The organism is Shewanella sp. KJ2020 (genome assembly GCF_024197625.1).
In the GTDB taxonomy this organism is placed as follows: Bacteria; Pseudomonadota; Gammaproteobacteria; order Enterobacterales; family Shewanellaceae; genus Shewanella.
In genome coordinates this window covers 46,189-70,116 of the sequence record NZ_JAKUKD010000010.1, presented here as the reverse complement: position 1 = coordinate 70,116, position 23,928 = coordinate 46,189, and the positions used below count along the sequence as shown (strand labels likewise).

At 49.8% G+C, this 23,928-nt stretch carries 11 protein-coding genes; 5 read left to right on the top strand and 6 right to left on the bottom strand.

Annotation, left to right across the window (positions count from 1 at the left end; all coding sequences use genetic code 11):
• Positions 1-116: 116 nt before the first annotated feature.
• From MJO46_RS05835 to MJO46_RS05825, 3 genes are all read left to right on the top strand, one after another.
• On the top strand, positions 117-674 hold the full coding sequence (locus MJO46_RS05835) for a MarR family winged helix-turn-helix transcriptional regulator (protein ID WP_253988609.1): 558 nt from the start codon (positions 117-119) through the stop codon (positions 672-674).
• A 117-nt stretch (positions 675-791) separates the two neighbouring features.
• On the top strand, positions 792-1,805 hold the full coding sequence (locus MJO46_RS05830) for a succinylglutamate desuccinylase/aspartoacylase family protein (protein WP_198782830.1): 1,014 nt from the start codon (positions 792-794) through the stop codon (positions 1,803-1,805).
• 268 nt (positions 1,806-2,073) lie between these two features.
• Positions 2,074-2,700 (top strand): fumarylacetoacetate hydrolase family protein, encoded by a 627-nt coding sequence (locus tag MJO46_RS05825; RefSeq protein WP_253988507.1) that lies wholly within the window; start codon positions 2,074-2,076, stop codon positions 2,698-2,700.
• A 177-nt stretch (positions 2,701-2,877) separates the two neighbouring features.
• Here MJO46_RS05825 and MJO46_RS05820 read toward each other — a convergent pair whose 3' ends face one another.
• Positions 2,878-3,120 carry a hypothetical protein gene (locus MJO46_RS05820; RefSeq protein WP_253988506.1) on the bottom strand — a complete coding sequence of 81 codons (243 nt, stop codon included), beginning with the start codon at positions 3,118-3,120 and terminating at the stop codon, positions 2,878-2,880.
• Between the two features lie 315 nt (positions 3,121-3,435).
• On the opposite strand from MJO46_RS05820, the gene MJO46_RS05815 reads away from it, so the two are divergent.
• Both MJO46_RS05815 and MJO46_RS05810 read left to right on the top strand, forming a co-directional pair.
• Entirely contained in the window at positions 3,436-4,230 is a 795-nt protein-coding gene (locus MJO46_RS05815; RefSeq protein ID WP_253988505.1) for a hypothetical protein, read from the top strand.
• A gap of 138 nt (positions 4,231-4,368) precedes the next feature.
• Entirely contained in the window at positions 4,369-4,791 is a 423-nt protein-coding gene (locus MJO46_RS05810) for a DUF3224 domain-containing protein (protein WP_253988504.1), read from the top strand.
• Positions 4,792-5,247: 456 nt separating this feature from the next.
• On the opposite strand, the gene pfaD is transcribed toward MJO46_RS05810, so the two are convergent.
• From pfaD to MJO46_RS05785, 5 genes are all read right to left on the bottom strand, one after another.
• A complete protein-coding gene (gene pfaD, locus MJO46_RS05805) occupies positions 5,248-6,894 on the bottom strand; it encodes an eicosapentaenoate synthase subunit PfaD (protein ID WP_253988608.1) in 1,647 nt (548 codons plus the stop codon).
• A 132-nt stretch (positions 6,895-7,026) separates the two neighbouring features.
• Complete coding sequence (locus tag MJO46_RS05800; RefSeq protein WP_253988607.1) at positions 7,027-12,909, bottom strand: beta-ketoacyl synthase N-terminal-like domain-containing protein; 5,883 nt, start codon at positions 12,907-12,909, stop codon at positions 7,027-7,029.
• Between the two features lie 41 nt (positions 12,910-12,950).
• Positions 12,951-15,209 carry a PfaB family protein gene (locus MJO46_RS05795; RefSeq protein ID WP_253988503.1) on the bottom strand — a complete coding sequence of 753 codons (2,259 nt, stop codon included), beginning with the start codon at positions 15,207-15,209 and terminating at the stop codon, positions 12,951-12,953.
• On the bottom strand, positions 15,206-23,017 hold the full coding sequence (locus MJO46_RS05790; protein ID WP_253988502.1) for a type I polyketide synthase: 7,812 nt from the start codon (positions 23,015-23,017) through the stop codon (positions 15,206-15,208). Before MJO46_RS05790 ends, MJO46_RS05795 begins: the two co-directional genes overlap by 4 nt.
• A complete protein-coding gene (locus tag MJO46_RS05785; RefSeq protein ID WP_253988501.1) occupies positions 23,014-23,883 on the bottom strand; it encodes a transcriptional regulator in 870 nt (289 codons plus the stop codon). The genes MJO46_RS05790 and MJO46_RS05785 overlap by 4 nt, the downstream gene beginning before the upstream one ends.
• Positions 23,884-23,928: the final 45 nt, after the last annotated feature.

Below are 23,928 nucleotides of genomic sequence, written 5' to 3'. Positions count from 1 at the left end.
TTTGTGCACCGAGGGCCCGATAAAGATATTTAAATTCAGCCTGAAAATGACTAATATGCAAAGAATCTTTACGTAGAGATAAACCCGTGGCAACTAAACCTATGGCAACAAAACCGATGACAACTAAAACTAAGCCCACTATCGCTAGTATAACGAACGAGGACCAAGAGGCTATGAACACCCAAGCGGATGGTCTCGATAGAATTGTCGGTCAGTGGCAGCAACAGGGGGTGACTGAAGATTTGATCCCTATGGGGGTGCTCGGGCGAATCGCGCGTTTAACCAAATATATTGAAGTGGTCCTGCTGCAATGTCATGGCGAATTTGGCTTAGGTCAGGGCGAGTTTGATGTGCTGGCGACGTTAAGGCGATCGGGTGAGCCCTTTACCCTCTCGCCATCCCAGCTTTATCAGAGCATGATGTTAAGCTCTGGTGCTATGACGAGCCGATTAGATCGACTCGAAAACAAAGGCTTAATTGAACGGACACACAGTAAGGAAGATCGTCGCGCCGTGCATGTCTCATTAACACTTGATGGCAAGGCGCTCATTGATAAGGCATTGCCGCAGCATATTCAATGTCAGAGTGCGTTGTTAGCAGGGGTGAGCGTTGAAGATAGGCCTATGTTATTACAGATTTTAAAATCTTGGCTGACCCAATTTGAGCCGCAATAGTGTAGTAATCTGCCCACATTGATATTTGGGATAGAGAACCGCTGATAGCTGGCCGAGCGCTATAGGCAAACAGGATAATCCGCGCGGGACAATATTTGATAATACAAGGGAGTTGCCATGGTAAAAAGACGTGAAGCATTTGAATTAGCGGGAAAACGAGTCACAGCGGGGACTCAGCTTGGGATCAAGCTACCCGTCGCTAAGTTATATACCGATACCCAACTCGATATTCATGTGGAAGTGTTTCACGGCGTCAAACCCGGCCCGACATTACTGGTTTGCGCCGCCATTCATGGGGATGAACTCAATGGCATCGAAATTTGTCGGCGGTTATTAGCCAGAGTGAACCCCAAGAATTTGACGGGCACTTTACTTGTAGTACCTATTGTGAATGTATTTGGTTTTATTCAACAATCTCGTTATTTACCCGATAGGCGCGATCTTAACCGTTGCTTCCCGGGTTCGAGTAAGGGGGCGCTGGCAAGCCGATTAGCTAACCTGTTTGCCACTCAATTATTAGTCCATGCAACCCATGTGATCGACTTACATACTGGCGCGATTCACAGGGACAACCTGCCGCAAATTCGCTGTGATACGAATAACGAAACTATGCTCGCCATGGCCAATGCCTTTGGTGCGCCGCTGATCATGCATTCTAAGGCGCGCAATGTTTCCATGCGGGGTTACGCGAATCAGCAGGGGATTCCGTGTATTTTGTACGAGGCGGGCGAGGCGCTGCGCTTCAGTGAATTATCAATAAAATCAGGCCTTAAGGGCGTGCTCAATGTGATGCGTAGTTTAGGCATGCTTAAAGGACGGGTCAGCAATAAGGGCGCGAGTGTTAGCGCCATTCGCAGTTATTGGGTGCGTAGCGAATCCGACGGTTTAGTGAATATGAAGCTTAAGCTCGGCCAGCGGGTGACCAAAGGTTATATCATTGCCCATATCGTCAGCCCCCACGGCGGAGATAGTGTTGCGATACGTGCCCCAACCGATGGCATTATCATAGGGATCAGCAATATCCCTGTGACTAACGAAGGTGAGGGCATGTTCCATATCGCCCAGTTTGAAGGGGATGAGATTGAGATCGCCAACGAACAACTCGATGAATTTTTGATGGAATATGCTTAGGGCCTAGATCCTAATCCCTAGAACCTATCAACTCTATAACTTAAAGCGTGCAGCAGTGCCTAGCTCTGCTGCATACCTTCATTGGCCTGCAACTGCCCTGTAAAGAGTGGTCATTCGTGGGGCATTTTTATGCCGTGCCATACCCCTAGTACATTGTTTTTATTTAGATATAAAATTAAGTGCAGCAGAGAGTCGCAGGCGCAAAATTGTATAATGTGTTTTGATTGTAGTAGCGAGTGGCATTAAGTAACCACAAGAAGGACAGAAAATGAAAACCGTGATGTTAGCTAATGAAGCGATAACGCCGAGTAAAATCCTTTGTATTGGGCGCAACTATGTCGAGCATATCTATGAGCTAGGCAATGAAATGCCAGAGAATATGGTCGTGTTTTTAAAGCCCAATTCGGCGATTTCGTCCCAGCTGCTTGCCGAGCATCAAGGTGAAAGCCTGCACTATGAAACCGAGCTGTGTTTTATGTTCCAAGGTGGCCGTTTCAGCAGCGTCGCCGTTGGGTTAGATCTCACAAAACGTGATCTGCAAACTAAGTTAAAAGCTAAGGGATTGCCCTGGGAGCGGGCAAAGGCCTTCGATGGTGCCGCGCTATTCAGCCCCTTTGTGGCGATTGATGATGCCGAGGCGCCGCTGCATTTTACCTTGAGTATCAATGATAAGCTGGTCCAAGAGGGTCATATCGATTTAATGATCTACAAACCTTTGACTATATTGTCCGAGTTGCAAGCTTTTATCAGCCTAGAGGATGGCGATATTGTGATGACAGGTACGCCTAAGGGCGTGGGGGGTATTCCCGCTGAGAGTGTCTTTAACGTCACATTGAGCCGAGGTTTAAAAGCGAGCACTGAGCCCTTGCTCGAGTGGCAATGGCAAGTGTCTTAAGCCTTGAAGTAGCTGAAATTTGTCTGAACAATGTCAATAAATCGCGAAGCAATAGGTGCTGTTACGGCGAGTTACCCCTAATACTGCTCATGTAATATCCCCGTGGTTGTAACTTAATATTTGGGGTTTAGAGTCTTGAATTTAAAAGTTTAATTTAAAGATTTTTATTCAAATGAGCTAGAGTCCCGCGACGGCTTCCATATCGAGTTCGATGTCGGTGCAGCCTTTAGCGCAGTATATTCCTGCGGCTTGCCCGGTTTTTGCCTGCTCAGGCAATATCACTTTAAGGGTCTGGTTACAGTGAGGACATTGCACTGGCTTACCCTTAAATACCCGCTTAATCAGATTTTTCTGCTCATTAAACGAAGTCGCCGTGGTTTGATTTAATACGGCAAAGGGGCTAGTAGAAGCGCTTGTCATCGGCGAGGGGATCCTTAACTTTTAAGTGGATAAACGTTTAATGCCTAACTGCTAGGGCGTGTAGTACAGGGGCATGGGCCTTAGCGCGGGGATTATAGCCTGAGTCTGGTTATTATTGAAAACTGCCGAGTGATGTTTTTAATGGCGAATGTAAACCGCTTGCTTACTCCCGTCGTCATTAGCTGAACTTAGGCTGACGAAAGCAAAAATAAATCAAGTTTCATGCAGTGTATGGGTTTGTTTTTTACGGCTATCTGTAATACTGCTTTTTCCCTGTGAAATAGGGGACAGGAGTGGAATCGGAAGGGGAAGAAGATGAGTACATTTGTAAAATTAACCGTAGTCGCCACCATCGTTGTGCTCGGCATTCTTGCTGTGGGTATTTACCGTTTCAACATGACCAATGATGATATTTTTATGGTGATGGAAGACGGTGGGGTGATGCAATACGATGAGGCCATGGCGAAGAAGCACGCCGATGCGGTGGCAAATGAGGCGCTAAGCACCCCCGAGTTTGCAGTACCCAGTGAGGTTAAACCTGTGGCGAATGCCTCGGAGGTTATGGGTAAACTCTTTAGCCTAAATACCGCAAACCCCTTTGAAGTGAAACTACCTGAGGGGAATAAGTCTGTAGTGTTAACCCATTTTATCAAGGTTAAACAAACGGAATTTGCCATGGGTGATTATCAGGATGGCGAAGTGAAGGGGCGAGTCTTACTCGACTATATGCGTATTACGCCACTTAATTTTGATCCCGCACTCAATCCCGATACTGAAAATCAGGCACCCATTTCGGATGATCCTAAAATGCAGACCATGCCCTTTGTCGCCCCCTTTATCGTGACGACTCAAGGCTCAGGGGTATTTTGGTATCTTGGATTATTTAACCTCGATTATAGCCAGAATACTCTAAAGCATTTGGGCAGCGTTATGTTAGGTGACAGGATAGAAGTCGATAGTATCGAACCTGTATATCCATTTGAATCACCTTACAAAATAGCAGTGACTTACCGAGATAGGGCGCCGAGCCAAGCTATGTCTGAGGAGCCTAAAGTCGTTAAGACGGTTGAAATGACTGTAAGTGAATCCCAGATCTCCAGTGGACATTAGGGTTATCCAGAGTCCTGTGTTAAGTTATTTTTCGCCCGATAAACTCGCTTAGGTCCTAGATGTGATTTGGTGTTTATGGCTTTTTGAGGCACCAAAGCTTGGGAATGCACAGTTCAAGATCAAAACAAGGAGAGTGCGATGGACAAAAAACAAATCAGCGGAAAATTCGATGTAAAACTCACCCCCAGTAACGCTTATGCAACAGGCGTTAATGGTGTGGCCCTTGGCAGAATGACGTTAGATAAAACCTTTTACGGTGAACTTGAAGCCCGCAGCCAAGGGGAAATGCTCAGTGCTATGACAGCAGTAAAAGGCTCTGCGGATTATGTGGCGATCGAGCAAGTGGTGGGTAGCTTGTGCGGTAGGCAGGGCAGTTTCGTGCTACAGCACTTTGGCATTATGACCGACGGGCAAAATCGCCTGATCTTAGAAGTCGTTCCCCATTCAGGCGCGGGCGAGTTGCAGGGGTTAACTGGCACTATGGCCATCAATATCGAAAATGGCCAACATTTCTATGAATTTCAGTTTGGTTTTGAAACCGCCACAGAGCCTGAATTTTAGCTTGTATCTGGCGTTAGCTTTCAGTGGTCCTATTTCCCGTTCCCAAAATCTGCACGGTTTTTGCTTGGGTTTTTGCTTGGACACCCAACCTAAAATGGCGTAACAGTTAACCTCCTACTCTGCTTTGGTTAAGCATTAGACAAGGAGGTTTTTATGCCGCGCCCTCGCAGAAATTAGATAAGTCTTGAAGAAGATTTAATCAGGCCCATTGTTAAGTTAGGCATCATTTATTCGATTGGTTGCAGGCGAGTATTGTCGCGGTAATTTCTGTTGTGTTAGTAAGCCATCGGGAAAAGGGATTTTTCCGTTGAGCCCCCAAGGATGGTGGGTTTACGGCGTGCCACTGAAGTGGCACGTCGAGCAGAAACTGAACCAAAAACTGAACTAAAAATTGAACCCAAACACGAGCAGGTTAAGTTTTCTTCAACCTGCTCGATAGGCTTTGATCAAACGGGGTTAGCAGCGTTGCAATGGTTTCCAGCGTTGTAGGCTAACTGGAATACTAACCCCTTGGGATAACAGCAAGTTAATCCGGGATTGATAAGCCGCGCCCACCATTAAGTGTTTGGCTAAATCCACCGCATTACGGGCCTTATAGTCATCTAAATAACTGCCTTTGGCCCACGCATTAAATGCCCCCAGCGCAGGGCCTGCCCAGATTTGGTAATCCATTTCGCGGCCGGCTTCACCTGTGTTTGACCAGCGGCTCGACAGACCCAAATACCAGCGGAAAATCAGCGCCATCTTACGTTTGGGGTTATCCAGTGCGCGTTCGATTTGTTTAGGATCGCGCTCGTTAAAGTGGGCGACAGTGCCCGCCCAAATGTCATCGAGTGATGAGCGAAACACTTGCTCTTCGAGTTTTTTACGCTCGTCTGCAGGGATGGCATCAATCGAATCGTAACGGGTATAGATTTCATACAGCTTATTGGCGCGCATCGGGAACAAAGTACCGCGCTTAACCACTTGTAATTTCACGCCCATTTCGAACATATCGGCGGCAGGTGCCATAGTCACATCGGCCATTTCTGTGGTGGCGAGTAACTTACGGGTGTGTTCACTTGCGCCCGCCTCCACACACGCTTGGTTGATTGAACCTGTGACAATAAACGCCGCGCCCATGTTGAAGGTGGCGAGTGCCGCATCGGGTGTGCCGACGCCGCCGCCTGCTCCGACACGGATGGGTGTCTTGTATTGATACTTAGCTTGGATTTCATCTTTAAGCGCCAAAATCGTCGGCAATAGCGTGACCAGTGGGCGATTGTCGGTATGGCCGCCTGAGTCGGCTTCGGCCGTGATGTCGTCCGCCATGGGCACAAGTTGCGCCATCGCCATTTGGTCTTGGCTGATAAGGCCTTCACTCACTAATTGCTGGAGGATTTTGGCAGGCGCCGGCTCCATAAATTTAGTCGCGACTTCGGTGCGGCTGATTTTGGCGATGACTTTGTTGCCAATGACGATGTCGCCATGTGCGTCGCGGCTCAAACCCGCCGCGCGGTAATAGACGATTTGCGGCGTTAAACCTAAAAATGCTGAGGCTTCGACCGTGCGCACTTTATGTTTTAAAAATAACTCAACACTGCCGCGCTCTAATGCGGGCTCGCTTGGGCTGTGGATCAAGTTAAAGGCGTAGGGACCATTGGGCAGCGCCGCTTGAATGCGGGTAATGGCCGCTTCAACACGGGATGGAATTAACCCTGCCGCGCCAAATGAGCACAAAATGCCCGCTTGACCCAGCGCGATAACCAGCTCTTCTGAGGCAATACCGTTGGCCATAGCGCCAGCGTAGTAAGCGTATTTAACCCCGTGTACGCGGCGAAAATTACTGTCGCCTAAACTTTGGGTGCCAAGGGCAGGGGCAAAGGCGCTGACGGGGTGTGAGCCCAATGGCGCTTGGCTGTCGCTTGTGGTGACTTCGGCCGTTTGCGCTATGCCTAAGCCTTTTTCACTGTGATTCACTAAGTAACAGGCTTGGCTTAAGTCTTTGAGTTTTTTGCCTAATGAGTCGATATCAAAGCTCAGCGCTGCATCATTGACTTGCCACGGCCAAGGACTGAGTTTTTCGTTATTGCTATTAAATTGATCGAGAGTATGGCTAATCATAGGTGTTCTCATTTTTAGTGCCGCCTTTGGCTATCTAGCTTATGTTATCTGGCTTATGTTATCAGGCTAAGGCGGCAACATTATTTGTTATGCGATATGTGTTATTCGTCTCTGTTTAACAAGGCAAAACCATTAGGCTTCTTCAATACAGATGGCGATATCTTTGACTTCATAAATTCGCAGGCCATCTTTACTCAAGTTGGCATCGCCCATAATGATGCGTTTGCCATTGTCGTCTGTCACGCTGGTAATGTGAACATCCAGCGACATCTGCTTGTTTAATGGGTTAATTTGGCCGCGATATTTCCATTTGATATCCGATAAAATCTGGCCAAATTTAGGACTCTTAAAACCCGCACCAAGGTCTTGGTCAATCGCATAGGTTTGCATCAGCTCGATAATTGCTTCAACCCCTAATGAGCCTGGCATTACCGGATCTTGATGGAAATGGAATTGGAAGAACCAATCACTCGGGTCAATGGTGCGCTCGGCGTATAAATAGCCAAGGCCCGCTTTACCGCCGGCTTTTACGATTTCGGCCTTGTCGATAAAGTTAAGTTGACCGCCCGCTAAACGGTAATGTGGCTGGCCTTGTGGGGCGTTAAAGCTGCGATGTTGTTTATCTAACAGATTGATTTGGCTATCGGCCGCTATGCCATTTTGCACATGCCAAGGCTGAGTTGTCTTGCCGTTGTCTATCCCAAGTTGGTTTTTCAGTGCATCGCCCTTGAAGTAACCAAATACCGCTTTACCTTGGTAGAAAGGCTCGCCATCGCAGCTTAATTCAAAACTAAAATTCTGGATGATGTTACTGCCAGCAATTACAGTCGATAACAAACGTGAGTCGTTCACTATGGTTTTGCCGCGTAAATCCACATGGCGCAGCAACTTACCGCTACCGTCTAAGTTACGGAAGAACAGCTCTTGGCCGGGGAAACCCAAGGTGGTACCCATATAGCCTGAGATAAAGCCATTTGGCTGCAGTGATATTTCCATCAGCACAGAATAGGGCATCACAGCTTGATGGCTGTTTTTAGTGTAATACCAAGCGTTTGCTGGCACTTCGTATTCGGCGATGCAAGACGAAGGCTTTTTCAGCTCGTCGCGTTTGCCGTCAATCGCAATGACGCGAGTCGTGAGCTGCAAATCACCGCAAGGCGTGCGCGGTGGAATAAGGCCGCGATAGATGCTGAAATCGGGGCCGAAGCAGTTTTCGATGTCGCCAGTGGCAAATTCGAACATGTGGTAAGGCGTGAACGGCAGGGTATCGGGCACGCGGTTAGCATACTTTGAATCCGCTGGCGCGACTGGCGCAGGTACATGCTTAAGCGGCACTACGCCTTTATTGGTTGGCGCAGTTAAATCGGGCTGCTGGGCCATTAGCGGCGCCGCTAAGGATATTGGTGTTGTCGAGGTAAGCGGCGCATTCTTATTAGCTGTGCTGGCATCGTTATCCGCAAGGTAGCGGGTGCATTCGGCTTCTTCTTTGATCATCACCCCAAGGTTTTGGAAATCCACCACCACTTTGCCATTGAGCAGAATATCGATATTCGCCTTCGCATACGGGCGTGGACTCATGCCGATTTCGGTGATTTCCATGCGATAGGTGAGCAGGCCAGATTGCGGCAACACTTGACCGCGACAGCGCACTTTTTGAGAGGCGTTTTCGAGCGGTTGGAAACGACCGTTTTTGACGCCCCCTTCTTCTGTGCTGGCGTGCATTCCAATGTGCAGCATAAAGAATTGCAGTAATTGACCACAGCCTTCGGCCATTAATGACCCCGCCATCACTTGATCGCCCTTGAAATGACACGGGAAATACCAATGGTCGGCTTCGAGCTGCTTATGGCCTTCAACTGAACCTAAGCCCCACGCGCCGCCATGCACCTCAAGATTGCTGACCTGTTCAATCATCAGGAATTTTTCAGAGGCAAAACATAAAGAGGGCTGCAACCCATATTGGGCTTGATGCGCCGCATGGGCACCGCCAAAACAGCCACCGATATCGGCGCCGAGTAATTTATGGATTTGGCTGTAATCAAATTGGTTTTGCGCGCAGTTAAGCAGCGGATTAAAGCGCGGTTTATTCGGATTATTGAGCGCAAGGTTACGGGCTTTGATTTCGGCTTCGGTGCGAATAACGCCCTTGCCGTCGGCGAGTTCCTTGTCGGTGAAGAAGCCGGCGCAGCCGCCATCCATTTTCAGGATCAGCTTATCGCCCACGAAACATTCGTAGGAGAAGAAGAACAACAAGGTATCGCCATTACGGGCAAAGTTGTTGATGGATATGTCGTAGCGCAAAGTGTCGCCACCACGGGGTAAGTCGCCAAGGAAGGTCAGAGTACAATCGAGTAGGCGATAAACGCGTTCGCCCTTGTTTTCAAAGTCGATACCTAAGTAGCTGATCAGCATTAAGTCGCATTGACCCGATTCGACCGCCACGGCCCAAGGGATTTGGCCATCGACCAAATAGGGTGCATCGACAGGAATGTCGTATTCTGTGGTCATAGTGCAAGGCTCATATCGGTTCATCTGGGCGTTTAATTTCGTTACCCGAGACACCAACAAATAGTCCGTGGTTGGCAGGCGCACACGGCGCGAATAGCTGTCGATAATGGCGTAATCTGGGCCAAAAACCTTAGCGATATCACCTTCGGCGTACTCGACCAAATCCGCATAATCCCAAATACAAGGTTTGCTTATCGGCGTTGGCGGCGTGTATTCAGGCACTTTTGCATGGTTTGGATAAAGCACTTGGTTTGGATAAAGTGCAGTATGTGGAAGAACCTCTGTCGCAGATGCCTGAACAATGGCTTGCTGCTCCGCTGGCGTCGCTTGGCCATTGACGGCTAACTCGTTGGCAAGCTGGGCTTTCATCAAGGTATCGGCCAGTTTTAAGCCCTGCGCACGGCTTTGCAAAAAGGCTAAATGTGCTTCACGGGCGAGTTGCTGATTACGTAAAAATGCCGCGTCTTTTAGAGCTGCGTGAGCGGCAGTGTTGTTGGGCGTGCTTAGGGCATTTATTGGCATGCTGCTTAATGTCTCTTTTGGTAGCGCCGTAGTTGGGCTGCTTGTTGCAAAGCGATTAGTGTCTTTGCTTGCTATTTGGGCCAAATGCTTGCGTTGGCTGCGCGCTGGCAATACCGTCATGGCTTGGGCTTTTTGTTGTATTGCATCAAGGTCAGCGAGCGGCGTATCCAGGATATGCTGATAGATATCGCGGCCTCCGAGCGTCACTTGTTTTATCAAGTGTTTTTGCTCAGAAAGCGTTAAGTCTTGCGCGAGTCTTTGTTGCAAACTGTGCGCTTGCGTAGCACTTTGGCTGAGCAATAACTGCGCGCATTTACCTTGGCTAAAGGTGGCTACGAGCGCGTGCTGCGCTTGGTTTTTAAGCTGAATTTGATTTTTTAACTGAAGCAGGGCGCTTAACATACTCGCCATTCCCGCCGCCGCAAAGTTATGGCCTAAGGTGTCTGCGGCTTGGCTGCGCTCACTCACTCTTGGCAACAGGGTATTGAGTTCCAACTCTGAATCGGCAAGTTGCTCAACCGCAATACTGGTTTCAATCAAGCTAATCTGGCTGCTATTCACTTTGGCTTGAGTTAACAAGTTATCGCAAATTCGCGCCGTGTTGCTGTTGCCTTGTGGGTCATATATAGCGCCAAATACTTGGCCGCTAATGTGACCATAACTGTTGCTATTCGCAGCATTAAGCTGAGCATTCGTATTTGAATTTTCAGCAGTGAGTACCAGCGCACCTGCACCTTCACCGACTTTCCAGCCAGTGTCTGTTGCATTTAATGCTACAGGCGATACGGCGTTTTTGAGGATCACTTGCTCGAGACTGCCACTTAAATCGACGGCGGCGATCACTACGGCATCTAAGGATTCTTGGGATAACAGGTTTTCGGCCACATCGATACAGCGGGCGACTGAAAGCTCGGCCGCCGAAATGGTAAAGGCGGGGCCGTTAAAGTCCCACAGGGATGCGATGCGTGACGCCATGATGTTGCCAATAAAGCTAGTATATTGGTTCAGTTTGGCGGCATCGAGCACACTATCCATGGCTATTTTTTCAAGGGCGAGATACTCAGCTTGCGTGAGTGTTATCCCTTGCTTTTTAAGGCTGTCCGCCAATTGCGTGTGCAGATTCACCCGGCCACGGAACTGGTGTAATTCAAGCTCAGTTTCCATCGCCACTAATACGGCCACTTTACCACCGGGTTTTAGATTGGCATCACGAATCGCTTCATCGGCCACTTTGATCAGCAGCAGTTGCTGGGAGATCAGGCGATCGTCCTCATTAGGCGGCACTTTAAAGCGCAGGAAGTCAAAATCGAACTGGTCGATATAGGCGCCCTGCGGTACAGCAGGCAAGCCAAAGTTAGCTAAGATGTCAGGATGTTTATCTAAGCCTTTCCAACGTTTTTTAGGCAGTGGAATGAAGGCGTTTTGCTGAGAGCTAATCGCGTTATCCAGTGCATTAATCGAAGATAAAGGCCCAAAGTGCGATGCTAAGCCAATGATAGTTAACGGCGTGTGCTGATAACTGACTTGAGCTGCACTCTGCGTATGCTGGCTACTGATATTTGTCGGTACATAGGATTCCAGCAACAAATGCGCGTTACAGCCGCCAAAACCAAACACAGAAACACCCGCATGGCGTCGGTCATTGCCAGCTTTATCAGGCCACGCATGCATTTCTGTCGGGAGGTTTTTACCGCTAAACAACCCCTTAGGTGAGAATATCGGCGCCGATAAATTAATGCTGGGCGGCAAGCGGCCCGAGCGCATGGCAAAAATCATCTTCATGATCCCCGGCATGCCCGCGGCCGTGAGTAAATGGCCTAAGTTGGATTTTGCCGAGCCGATCAGCGGCACAGCAGAGCCCGCAAGTTTGTCCTCAAAAAAGCGCTCCATCGAGGCGAGTTCGACCTTATCTCCAAGCGGTGTGCCCGTAGCGTGGCATTCAATCACTTCGATATTCGCGGGCTGAGTGTTTGCCGCACTGTAGGCGCGCTCGAAGGCTTGCACTTGGCCCTTGCTGTTGGGGCTTAATACAAACTGGCCTTTACCGTCGTTCGATAAACCAATACCGCTGACGACGGCATAGATGTTATCGCCATCGCGCTCAGCATCTTCTAAGCGTTTTAACACTAACACCCCAGCGCCTTCACCGGCGAATAAGCCCTTGCTGTTGCTATCAAAGGGCGCCGAAATACCGTGGTCTGGATAGGCGTGGAAAATCGAGAATCCCATGTTGATAAAGAAGGGATCGGCGCCCGAGACCGCGCCCGCTAGCATCACATCGGCCTTGCCTGTGGTTAGATAATCACAGGCGAGTTTGAGCGCATAAACCGAGCTGGCGCAGGCGGCGTCCAGACTCAACTGTGTGCCACCCAAATCGAGTGCATCGCTGACCAGCTTTGAGGCTGTGTGGGCAACCGCGCCATTGGCGATGTTTAAGGTCTGACTATTGGCATTGCGGTCGTTAACTGAGTTGCCAAAATCAGCCAGTTGAAACGCGCTTTGATTCAGTTTGTTTTGCAGCGCCTTTTCAACGGTTTGGTGATACAGAGGCAAAAATAATTCATTGGAGCGGGCGGTGGGGAACGACAAGGTTCCCATTACGACACCTGTGCGCGCCAGTACCGCATCGCTTGGTGCAATCCCTGCGTCTTGCAGGGCTTTACGACTGCAATCGAGTGCCCATAAAAAGCTTTCATCTAAACCGTCAAAGGCGGACTCCGGCAGTTGATAACCTTTGGCATCAAACTCAAAGTGTTGGATGTAGCCGCCCTTATCACAGTAAAAGCGATCAGACTGACCCTGCACACCTTGGTAATCGGCGGGATTGGCATTGAGCTTCTCGCGGCTAATTTGGCTGCGTGAGTCTTTTTTATCCAGCAGATTTTGCCAGAAGGTTTGCGGATTATCGGCGTCGGGATACTGAGTCGCGAGACCGACGATCGCAATTTTTGACGCACTGTTTGATGTGCTTTTTGACGTAGCCATAGGCACGCTAGTGTTATCAATAGTAGGGGAATGCTGAGAACTCACAGGGGTTCTCCTTGTGGTGATACTGCTGATGATAAAGGGGCTGCGTTAGCATTTAATGGCAGCATGAGCGGCGCGAGCGACAGCGGTACTCTGTGACTTATCAGCTGAGCTAAACACTTGAGTAAGCTGGTAATCGCATCGGCACCCTTGGCATTGCAGGCAATGGCGGCTGTAGTTGCGTTCTCGGTGCTTTGGCCTGCATGGGCATGGTTGATTTTATCTATGAGCGTGCTGGTTTGCCTATCGGCGCCCACTTCGACAAATAGCCTTGCGCCTTGCTCGGTGGCATTTTTAATGAGCGCACTAAAGTCGAGTGGCGAACAAAAGGTATCGGCAATCGCGCGGCCGATGCTTGCGCTATCAAGGGTGACTGGCGCAGTTTGCGCTGCGCTGATAAAGCGAATAGGCGAGTCTTGCGCCGCCGCTTCCTGCGCCTTAGGTTTCAGCGCCTCAGGTTTTAGCGCTTGCGTATAGAAATCTTGTACTTGCCCATGGACTAACATGGCGGGCGGGGTATGCATTGCCGTGACGCGATTAGCAGCAATGCCGCGTTTGCCTAACGTGGCAAGCAGAGCTTTACAGCTTGTTTCGCAGCCTGCAATGACGCAAGTATCACCTTGAATGATGGCTAAATAAGCGCGAGGGAACTCTGGCAATAATGCCTTGATTTCATGGCTATCAGCGCGCACTACAAAGCTGTTCCACACTATGGCTTCATCATCCGCAAGCTGCCATGCCCGGCGCACTGCGGTTAGCTCGCCAGAAATGGCATGATTGAAAATATCGCTATTTTCGGTGGCGTTGATCATTGCGTGCGGGGTTTGCCATACATCAAGACTGGCCCACATGGCGGCTTCGCCCATAGAGTAACCGAGCGCCATTTTTGGCTTAATATTAAAGACTTGCGTGAGCAATTTAGTGAATAAATAACTGGCTCCCACGCCGCTAATCGCTTGCTGGCTTAGGCTCATGTTGGCCGCGGCTTTAACATCTGCCGTATAAATCAGCGGAGATTGCAGCATGGCGCTTAAATCGCCTTCACGTTCTAGCTGGTGATACAGCGCAGGGAAATACTCATGCAAGTTATTGAACATATTGGCGTAAACCGTACCAACGCCAGGATACACGAAAGTCAGTCCCGCATCGCCTAGGGGTTTAGCGGTAAAACAGCTGCCCGCAGGGGTCTTAAAGGCTTGACCCTGATGACGAACCGCATCATTTTCAAGGGCCGAAAGCATAGCTTTGGCTTCAAGTTTCAGATCGTCAATCGATGCCGCCATCAAGACTAATGCCAGTGATGCGTTGGCATCATAGCGTTCAAACCAAGGTTTGAGTTGCTCAGTGCGAAAGCCGGCGCAATTTTCCAGTGTGCCCGCACCATTTTCTACTGTGTTAGCTAGTCGCAATACTTGCGTTATGAGTTCATCAATATTGTCAGCACTTATCGGCACAAACAGCCGGTTTTCATCAACAAGAGCTTTGGGCGCGATAACTTGTGTGCCTTGGGTCAGCACAATACTTTGGTTTAGATGTCGAAGCTCATCCGTTTGATTTGACGTTTTTGCGACAAGATTTAGGCACAACACCCGCGCTTGATGTTGGTCGCTAAACCAATAGCCCGTTTGCTGATTTTCCCCTTCTTTGCCATGAAGCGGCACTTGTGTGCGCGCGGCGAGGGCGGTTATGCCTTGGCGCAGCGCAACAAATGCCTCGTTGAGCGTGTTGGCGACCATCTGATACTGAACGGTTTGTGCTGGACTGCGCTTTGCCGCCGCCAATGCCGCATTAGCAACAGCTGCCGCATTAGCAACAGCCGCCGTGTTAGCAACAGCCGCATTCACGCCACTTGTTGCCTCATTACCAGCGGCAAAGCCTGCAATAAACGCGTGGGCGTGAAGGCGCAGTTTGGCAGCGGTTAAACCATCGAGCAAATATAAAGACTGAGTCAAAGGCTGGGGCAGATTGCCATCATTGAATATCAATTCAACCAGCTTGTCTTGCTCAATGGCCGCCACAGCTTGGCTCAATAATGCAGTAAGCGAGCTTTGTTCAGGTACTCTTGGTTCATGAGCTGTCGGCCCATGTACTGTTGATTGGTTGACATCTAAAGCGAAAATCTGAACGCTTTCATGTTCCGCAAATCTCCCTAATACTTGGGCAGAGTGAGAGTCAAGGCTGAGCGCATCGCCAAGCAGCACTGCAATACGCAGTGGCTTGGCGCTATTTGTCGTTGCTAAAGGAGAGGCTAAGTTCACTCGACTTTTGCCTCCACGCTTTCCATGCTTTTATTAGCAACTTTATTCGCAACTTTATTCGCAACTTTATTGGCTAAGAATGCACCGTTAAGGTTTTTGCTGATGGTGACTTTGGCATTGTTCATCTCGCAGCTTAAACGGCCATCTTGATGATATAGCGCGATATTGGCTTCAAGGGCACGGCCAGAGTGTTTTACCACCTCGAGCACGAGATAGCCATTATCACCAAAGGCAAACGGCGCATGGGAAATAAACTCACCAATGCTTGATGGCAAACTTGCCGCGCCATATTTGAGTCGTGCCCACACCAGCATCCCCTGCAGCAGCAAATCTTCTGCAAAGGCTTGTGAGCCTTTAGGCGTGAGATTGGGCACAAAATCCCCGCAGTCCGCTAACGCAACATGGGGTAGGCTCACCTTGGCGACTAAGCTCGCATCGTCAAATTTCAACACTGACTCAATACCTTGCAGTCTTGGGCCGTGGAACAGCGTGCCGTCGCTGTAAAGGCGGCTCGCGGTTGTGATGGCAGAAAGTCCTGCCAAGCTTTGCGCGTCAAAGGCAGTTGCTTTGCTGTTAGTGGCTAAGTGTTCGCTAGCTGCATCATCAACGACTAGGATGGCTTGATATTGCGGACGACCTTCAAAGCTGATTAAGGCATTGAATGTTTGTGCATTATCCAAGGGCGTTAGTTCAAGTTCCAGCGTGATGGGTGCTGCACTTTCTAACACTCCATTTTGTAACACGGCAGTGTCGAAAATAATGCCCTTCAACAGCTTGTAGCTTTGCACTTTGACAGGCTGCTTAAGCACGTCAAAGGCGGCTTCACGCATCCACTGAATTGCGCACACAGTTGGCAATACGGGATTACCATTAATGCAATGATCTTCAATAAAGATCATTGCCTTAGGGTCCAGTGTGCGCTGCAGTTTTACTGTTTGTGTGAAAGCGATTGCAGCAAGTGTTGATGCCAAAGCATGCGGATCCGACGCGTCAGTGGTCAGATCCGCTTCAGGCTTTTTTAGATTGCGACCTTGAGTTGCTGGTTCGTCACTTGGAACTGTGCCTTGCATATCAGTACCAACCAGCAATTGTGCACCTGTGTTGCTCAGTAATTGGCTGGCAAATAGCTCTGCACCCGCCTTTAACGGGATCACATACACACCGCGATCGATAAACATCTTTTTCAGCGCAGGATTCACCATGCCGCCGTCCCACGGACCCCAATCGAAGCTCATCACTTTGGCATTTGGCAGTTGCTGCGCCAGTTGCAGTGCGGCTTTGTTGAGTATGTCGTTGGACATAGCGTAATCGCTTTGGCCAGTATTGCCGTAAAAACCCGCCGCCGATGAGAACAGGGCAACCAGTTTTAACTTATCTAAATCCAGTGCGGCTAGCAGATTGCTAATGCCAGTGACCTTAGTGCCATACACCCGTGCTAACTCATCTAAGGTTTTGTCTTGGATGTGTTTATCGGCGAGTACGCCCGCACCATGGATGATGCCAGTAATAGGCGACAACTCAGTGATCGGCACTATAGTGCTGGCGATGGCATCTGGGTTGTTAACATCGAGACTTAAGTACTCGGCGCTGGCGCCTACCGCGGAAAAGGCTTCTAGTGCGGCTGCAATTTCTAGGCTGCTTTGCACTGGCCATACTAAGGCATCCACTTGTTTTGGCGTGGGTTTCTCGCCCAAGCTTTGGATGTGGGCGATGGCAGCGGCTTTGAGTTCACTGTTATTTTTGCCCTGTGCCCAAGCGGGAATCGCTTGTTGGCTGCTTCTGCCGGCAAGGATAAAGTGCGCCTTGCTGCGTTTGGCCAAACTTAGCGCACATTCAAAGGTCACGCCTTTTGCGCCGCCGGTCACCAGAATTTTATCTGCACTCGTTAAGTTCGCCGCGCCGTGGCGGGTATAGGCCTTGCCTGCCACTAAGGTCACGCGCTCAAGTGCTTGGGCTGCGCCTTGGCTAACACCGACTTCTAATAGCTTATCGGTTGCAAATAACTTATCTGTTGCAAATAGCTCTGCGATCACTGCATTGGCCAGTTGTTTGGCATCAAGTGCGGGCGCGATATCTAAGGCGCGGCAATGCACACTTGGCCACTCGTGGCTTAAGGTTTTCGTCAGGCCTGATAACGCTGCTTGGTTTAATTCGCTATTGGCAATTTGGCTGTGGTTGAGGTAGCCAAATCCGCCGTCGATACGACTGACGCTGATAAAGCTACTTTGTCCAGTGACCAACAAAGGTTGCAAGTGTTTAGCGAACAAGAAGGCTTGCTCGACCGACGCTTTGGCGGCATTGGACAACACTAAACCTTTCGCATCGGCGGAGGTTTTATGTTGCGGTTGCAGATGAATAAAGCCTGCAATTGTGCCTAAGTTTTTGATCTCATTAATGACACTGCTAATGCTAGCATCGTCAATCGCCGCCAAGGTAAAGCTGGCAATGTGGCTATCAAGCGGCGATGCACCAGTTACAAGGCTTTCTGGTGAGCGCACAACCGCGACCTTGAGACCTTGAGCATGCAATTTCTCGGCAAGTACGCCGGCATTGTGACCATCATCAGCGATGATAATGCAGGCATCTTTAGCAAAAACGCGTGTTAGAGCCTGTTGCGCTGCCTTTTGTGACTCACCTTGTGCTGATAGTTGCGTTAGCTCAGCCGCCGCTGGCAACTTTTTTAGCACTACCTCACTGTGTGGGGGGAAATCATGTGGTAGCAAATCGATAGTAGGTTCAGCTGCGACAGTGACGTTTACCATATTTGCCGCATTATCCTGGTCTAGCTTGCCTTGCCCTAAATCTTGCGAAAAGAGCATAACGATTTCACCTAAGGTACGACACTCGGCCAGATCTTCAGGATTCAGCTCAGGTAAGCCCGGCAGTTCGTCTTGCACTGTGCCTAGGATTTCAACGCGCTTGATAGAATCGATACCTAGATCGGCTTCCATATCCATGCTGAGTTCCAGCATTTCAGTGGGGTAGCCTGTCTTGTCTGCCACCACAGACATCATGGTTTGTTGAACTAATGCAGCGCTTAAACCGTTAACGGCAGGTACGGCTGTGACAACTTGAGTGACTACATTTGCTGTTGTAATCGGCGTAGCAATAACAGATCCCGCAGCGGGCAGCTTGCTATTCATATAGCTTACGATTTCACCCAAGGTACGACATTCGGCGAGATCTTCAGGATTCAGCTCAGGTAAGCCCGGCAGTTCATCTTGCACTGTGCCTAGGATTTCAACGCGCTTAATCGAATCAATACCTAGATCGGCTTCCATATCCATGCTGAGCTCCAGCATTTCAGTGGGGTAACCTGTCTTGTCAGCCACCACAGCCATCATGGTTTGTTGCACTAAGGCAGCGCTTAAACCGCTTGCGGCAGGAGCTGTAATGGTTTGAGCAACTGGCGCAGCTGTCGAAGCAATAGCCACCGCTGCTGGTAATTTGCTATTCATATAGCTAACGATTTCACCCAAGGTACGACACTCGGCCAAATCTTCTGGGCTGAGTTCAGGTAAGCCCGGCAGTTCATCTTGTACTGTGCCTAAGATTTCAACGCGCTTGATAGAGTCGATACCTAAATCGGCTTCCATATCCATGCTGAGCTCCAGCATTTCAGTGGGGTAGCCTGTCTTGTCGGCCACCACAGCCATCATGGTTTGTTGTACTAATGCAGCGCTTAAAGCGTTAGATGCAGTAATTGCAATGGTTTGAGCAACTGGCGCAGCTGTCGAAGCAATAGCTCCCGCTGCTGGTAATTTGCTATTCATATAGTCAACGATTTCACCCAAGGTGCGACACTCGGCCAGATCTTCTGGGCTGAGCTCTGGTAAACCCGGCAGTGCGTCTTGCACTGTGCCTAGGATTTCAACGCGCTTGATCGAATCGATACCTAGATCGGCTTCCATATCCATGCCAAGTTCTAGCATTTCAGTGGGGTAGCCTGTCTTATCGGCAACCACAGCCATCATTGTTTGCTGTACTTTTTCAGCACTTAAACCGTTCGTTGTTGGTGCCACAGGTGTCACTTCTGGCATCACCACAGCAGGCATGACTAATTCAGGAGCAGGAGCTGCAGGCGCCACTTGTACTGTTACCTCAGGCGTATAAGCAACGGGAGCGGTTTGCACCACAGGCGCAACAGGTGTGCTAACCGCGGGTCTCGCCGCAACAGCTTGAGTCGCTACTGGTGCGGCATTGTGTGCCACTGTCGATGCAGCAACAGGTGCAGGAGCCGGCGCAGTTGCTCGTGGCTGACTTGCAACCGCTGGGGTAAAGTTAATCGGCGCATTGTTTAGCATGGCCAAGGCCGCTTGGCTGCTACTGCTTTGCAGTTGCATAAATTCGGCGTGGCTTTGCAGGGTTTGTGCTTGATGCTGGTGGAACATTTCCATCGAGCGTTGCAGGCTTTCAGGGATTGCAATGCCAAGGCTTGCCATCTTGGCTTGTTCAGTCATCAGTGTCGTGAAGGTATCGCCATATTGCTGTGGGATGGCTAAAAACTGTTGATGCAACTGCGCCGCTTGAGATTGTGCGCTGAAAAATGCCGTTAATGCATCGCCGCTGACGCTTGGGCTCAACTGCGCCGTCGCTTGTTGCTGGTGATTGCTTAAGCCTTGCGTCACGCTTGGGGATGTTTGTTTCATTTCAACAGTTGCCACTTGATTCGCTTCCACTTCTATTATTTTTTCAACCACTTTTTCGACGATGACTTCTCTCTCAACGATTTTTTCGACTTCTCTTTCGACAACCGTTTCAACGATGCGATCCACATATTGCACTTGGCTAGTCACGCTGCCTGTGGCGAGGGATTTGGCCATCTTAGCTTGGGTTGCGGCACTGATATGGTTAGTGGCGGTGAGTTTGATGTTCATCGCCGATGGCGCTTCACGCTCGGCAATCTCCTGTGGCGTGACGGCTTGATAGGGGTCAACCTCAGTTAACGCCACACCGGCTACTGCGAGTTGCACTGAGGCTAAGCGTAATTGACTGTCACTGTCGCCCTTAGGGTTCGGGTTCATGCTGACAAGGCAAAGCTCATTTAAGTGTTCACTTAAGGTATTTTCAACGAGCTTTTGCAGTATGTTCTTAGGGCCAAACTCAACAAACACACGGGCGCCAGCATCATACATAGCCTGCAGCTGTTCGCTAAAGCGAACCGATTGCAGCATGTGCTGTTTAAATTCTGCTTTAATCGCTTTGCCATCGCTTGGGTGCAATTGACCTGTGCCGTTGGCATAAAGTGCGATTGAAGGCGCGCTGAATTTAGCTTTATCAATGGCCTTGGCAAAGGGCTTTTGTGCGTGCCCAACCAATGGAGTATGGAACGCGCCAGAGACGGGCAGGGCAATCGCTTTAAAGCCCAGTTCACTAATGGCTTTCGCGGCCAGCTGAGTTTGCTCTGTGCCACCTGCGATGACTAATTGCGTCGGCGCGTTGTAGTTGGCAATTTTAACGCCATCAAACTGGGCTAAACAGCGATTAAGCGCATCGATATCACTCTTTTGTTTGAGGATGATGGCGTACATGGCTCCTAAATCGACTTGAGCGCCAGTATCATTTGGCGTTTGCGCCATGGCGTGCCCACGGGCGAAGGCCAGTTCGACGTAATCAACACTCGAAATCACGCCAGCCGCGCAAAGGGCTGACAATTCACCAAAGCTGTGACCCGCCACCATATCGGGGGCAAAACCTGCCTGAGTTAATAGTGAATATTGCGCCATTGAAACCGCACCTATGGCGCTTTGGGCGAACATAGTATTGGTCAGCGCCGCTTCTTGGGCTTTCACCGCATCGGCATCGAATGCCGGAATAGGGTAGAGGATATTGGATAACGGAGTTTGACCGTGGTGAGCAAATACCTTATCGCTGGCCATCACTTGTTGGCGCATTTCAGGGAAATGGCAGGCGAGTTCGCGGCCCATGTTCAGGTACTGTGAACCTTGGCCGGCAAACAGAGCGGCCACTTTCTTTGATTCATCTTTAGCGAGCAAGGCATGGGAGCGGTAGCTGATCCCAGAAGGTAGCTGCCACGCCTCGCTGACACTGGTTTCTAGGTGCCCGCTTTCTAAATGCGCAATCGATTGATTTAACTGAGCTTGCAGCTGAGGGATATCCTTAGCCACAAAACCTAAACGGGCATCTGTGTCTGTCAGTGGGCGCAGCGGATATTGCTGAGCGATAGCCTTTAGGCTCGCAGCGCTGCTCTTATTGGCGTTCGTATTCACGCTTTGGCTCAGCGCAGCTTTTAACTCGCTAAGCAGCGCGGCTTTATTGGCGGCGGCAAACAATAACGTCTGCGGCACACTGCGCTGACGGTACTGCTCATCACGGCTGTGCTCGGGTTTGTATTCTTCTAATACGAGGTGGAAGTTAGTACCGCCAAAACCAAAGGAGCTTATGCCAGCACGGCGCGGCGTACCGTCAGTGCGCTGCAGCCAAGGGCGCGTTTCGGTATTTAAATAGAATGGCGAGCTTTCGATATTCAGTTTTGGATTAGGCTTGCTGACGTTAATGGTTGCAGGTAATACCTTGTGATGCAGTGCCAGTGCGGCTTTTATCACCCCCGCAGTACCTGCGGTGGATTTAGTGTGGCCCACTTGGGATTTCACTGAGCCTAACGCGATATGCTGATTGGTGTCGTTGCCTTGGGCAAATACTGATTTTAAACCATTGAATTCTGCCACGTCTCCCGCGGCAGTACCTGTGCCATGGGCTTCAACTAAGCCAATGCTGTGCGGGGCAAAACCCGCGTCGTCGTAGGCGCGCTCCAATGCTTTAGCTTGGCCTTCGGGGCGCGGCGCATAAATACTCTTAAACTTACCGTCCGATGAGGCGCCAACGCCTTTGATGACGGCATAAATTCGATCGCCATCGCGCTCGGCATCTTCAAGGCGCTTAAGCGCGACCATGCCGATACCTTCGCCGATCATCATGCCCTTTGAATCGATATCAAAGGGTTGAATGGTTTCGTTAGTGGTGAAGGCCGGCGTTTTTGAGAAGCTCATGTACATGGATGGCGAGTTGTCGGTACAGACGCCGCCTGTGATCATCATGTCACTGCGACCTTCGGTCAGCTCAGTCAGCGCCATACGCATGGCGGCAAGCGAGCCCGCACAGGCTGCATCGACTACGCAGTTCATACCGCCAAAATCAAACCGGTTGGCGATACGGCCTGCAATCACGTTACCGAGTGAACCTGGGAAAGAGTTTTCTTCCCAGTGGATATATTGGTCTTGAAACTTTTTGATCAGCATTTCGCTGTCTTCATCGCTCAGGCCACTGCTTTTAAATACTTTTTTAAGCACTGGATATTGCAGGCGCGAGTTCAAGCTCTGACTGATTTTTTGACCACCGCCCACGCCTAGGGTGATGCCGATACGATCGCGATCGTAATCGGTGGGCAGATTGGCATCGGCGAGCACTTCTTTGGCGACAATCAGCGACAGCAGTTGCGAGGTATCTGTCAGCTCAAGAATATTGGGTGGCAGACCGAATTCCATTGGATTGAAGTCGACTTCTGGTAAAAAACCACCGCGTTTACAGTAGCTTTTATCGGCTTTGCTTTTGTCGGCATCGTAGTAATCTTCGGCGCGCCAATGGGTGTCTGGGATGTCAGTGATGGCATCGATTTTTTCGCTGATCAAATCCCAAAATTTATTTAAATAACGCGAGTTAGCGAAGATGCTGGCCATGCCGACGATGGCAACGGGCATATCTTTTAAGCGTTTGTTGAGTCGTTTATCTTTTTTTGACTCAGCTTTTGAGTCAGTGGTTGAATTAGGTACAGAAGGGGTATGGCTCATAAAGAGTCTCCACGGGTCGACCTGGATACGGTGACCTTGTTTTGGGATTTAGCCGCGCTTGTCTTTGGCGTGCCATGGGCACCGGGAAAACGGGCTAAGAAGGTGTGATAGTTGCGAACGAGCAACTTTCGTAAATGAAACGGCCCATGTTTGAGGACATAGGCGATATATCTATTGGTCGCTTGGGTGTTGCTGTCTTGATAAATATCGAGGTAAATCCAATCACTTGGCGTATCTACGCCTAATAGCACAGAGCTTGGGGCTTGCTCAGTGAGCTGAGGCGGTATGGTGAGTGACACCACTTGCACCACAGTATTGCCGTCGGTACTTGGTAATGCGAGGGCTTTGGCTAAGGTTTCTGGATTAACCGTATAGGTTTTGATATCGCTGCCTTGGGTCACAGGTAATTGATTAAAATAGCGTTCGGGGACTTTTGGGGCTTCAAATTCATCGAGGCGCGATATGCCGTAGCGCTTTAAGCAACGGGCAAGGCCGGAGCGCGACACATTGGGATTAATAAAGGTTTGGGTAACCTGAAGTAATCTATCTAAGGTGAGTTTGAGTTGATAGCGTAATCCCACCACCACATATTCTTCCATCGGCGTGAGCGTGGTATTGAGGTGGTGTGGGGTATTGGGACTGTCAACAATCGATTCCCGCTTCCGCCATTTGCGCACTGTGGCCTCGGTGATATTCAAAATTTTGGCAAGCTGACTCACACTCAAATCAGATTGCTGAATAAAGTGCCGCATCTCAGGCGTAGTGGTGGCGTTGCGATGCCGAGGTGCGCTGTCTTTTTTCGCTGCTTGAGTCGTGCTCTTAGGGGCGTAAGACGGCGCTTTAGATTGAGAGTCGCGAGCTGTCATTAATAATAATTATCATCCGACATAATCTATTGGGACTGAGAAGCC

Coding starts and splice junctions, on each gene's coding strand:
- MJO46_RS05835 (WP_253988609.1), top strand. CDS start 117: ATGACAACTAAAACTAAGCCCACTATCGCTAGTATAACGAACGAGGAC.
- MJO46_RS05830 (WP_198782830.1), top strand. CDS start 792: ATGGTAAAAAGACGTGAAGCATTTGAATTAGCGGGAAAACGAGTCACA.
- MJO46_RS05825 (WP_253988507.1), top strand. CDS start 2,074: ATGAAAACCGTGATGTTAGCTAATGAAGCGATAACGCCGAGTAAAATC.
- MJO46_RS05820 (WP_253988506.1), bottom strand. CDS start 3,120: ATGACAAGCGCTTCTACTAGCCCCTTTGCCGTATTAAATCAAACCACG.
- MJO46_RS05815 (WP_253988505.1), top strand. CDS start 3,436: ATGAGTACATTTGTAAAATTAACCGTAGTCGCCACCATCGTTGTGCTC.
- MJO46_RS05810 (WP_253988504.1), top strand. CDS start 4,369: ATGGACAAAAAACAAATCAGCGGAAAATTCGATGTAAAACTCACCCCC.
- pfaD (WP_253988608.1), bottom strand. CDS start 6,894: ATGATTAGCCATACTCTCGATCAATTTAATAGCAATAACGAAAAACTC.
- MJO46_RS05800 (WP_253988607.1), bottom strand. CDS start 12,909: ATGGCTACGTCAAAAAGCACATCAAACAGTGCGTCAAAAATTGCGATC.
- MJO46_RS05790 (WP_253988502.1), bottom strand. CDS start 23,017: ATGAGCCATACCCCTTCTGTACCTAATTCAACCACTGACTCAAAAGCT.
- MJO46_RS05785 (WP_253988501.1), bottom strand. CDS start 23,883: ATGACAGCTCGCGACTCTCAATCTAAAGCGCCGTCTTACGCCCCTAAG.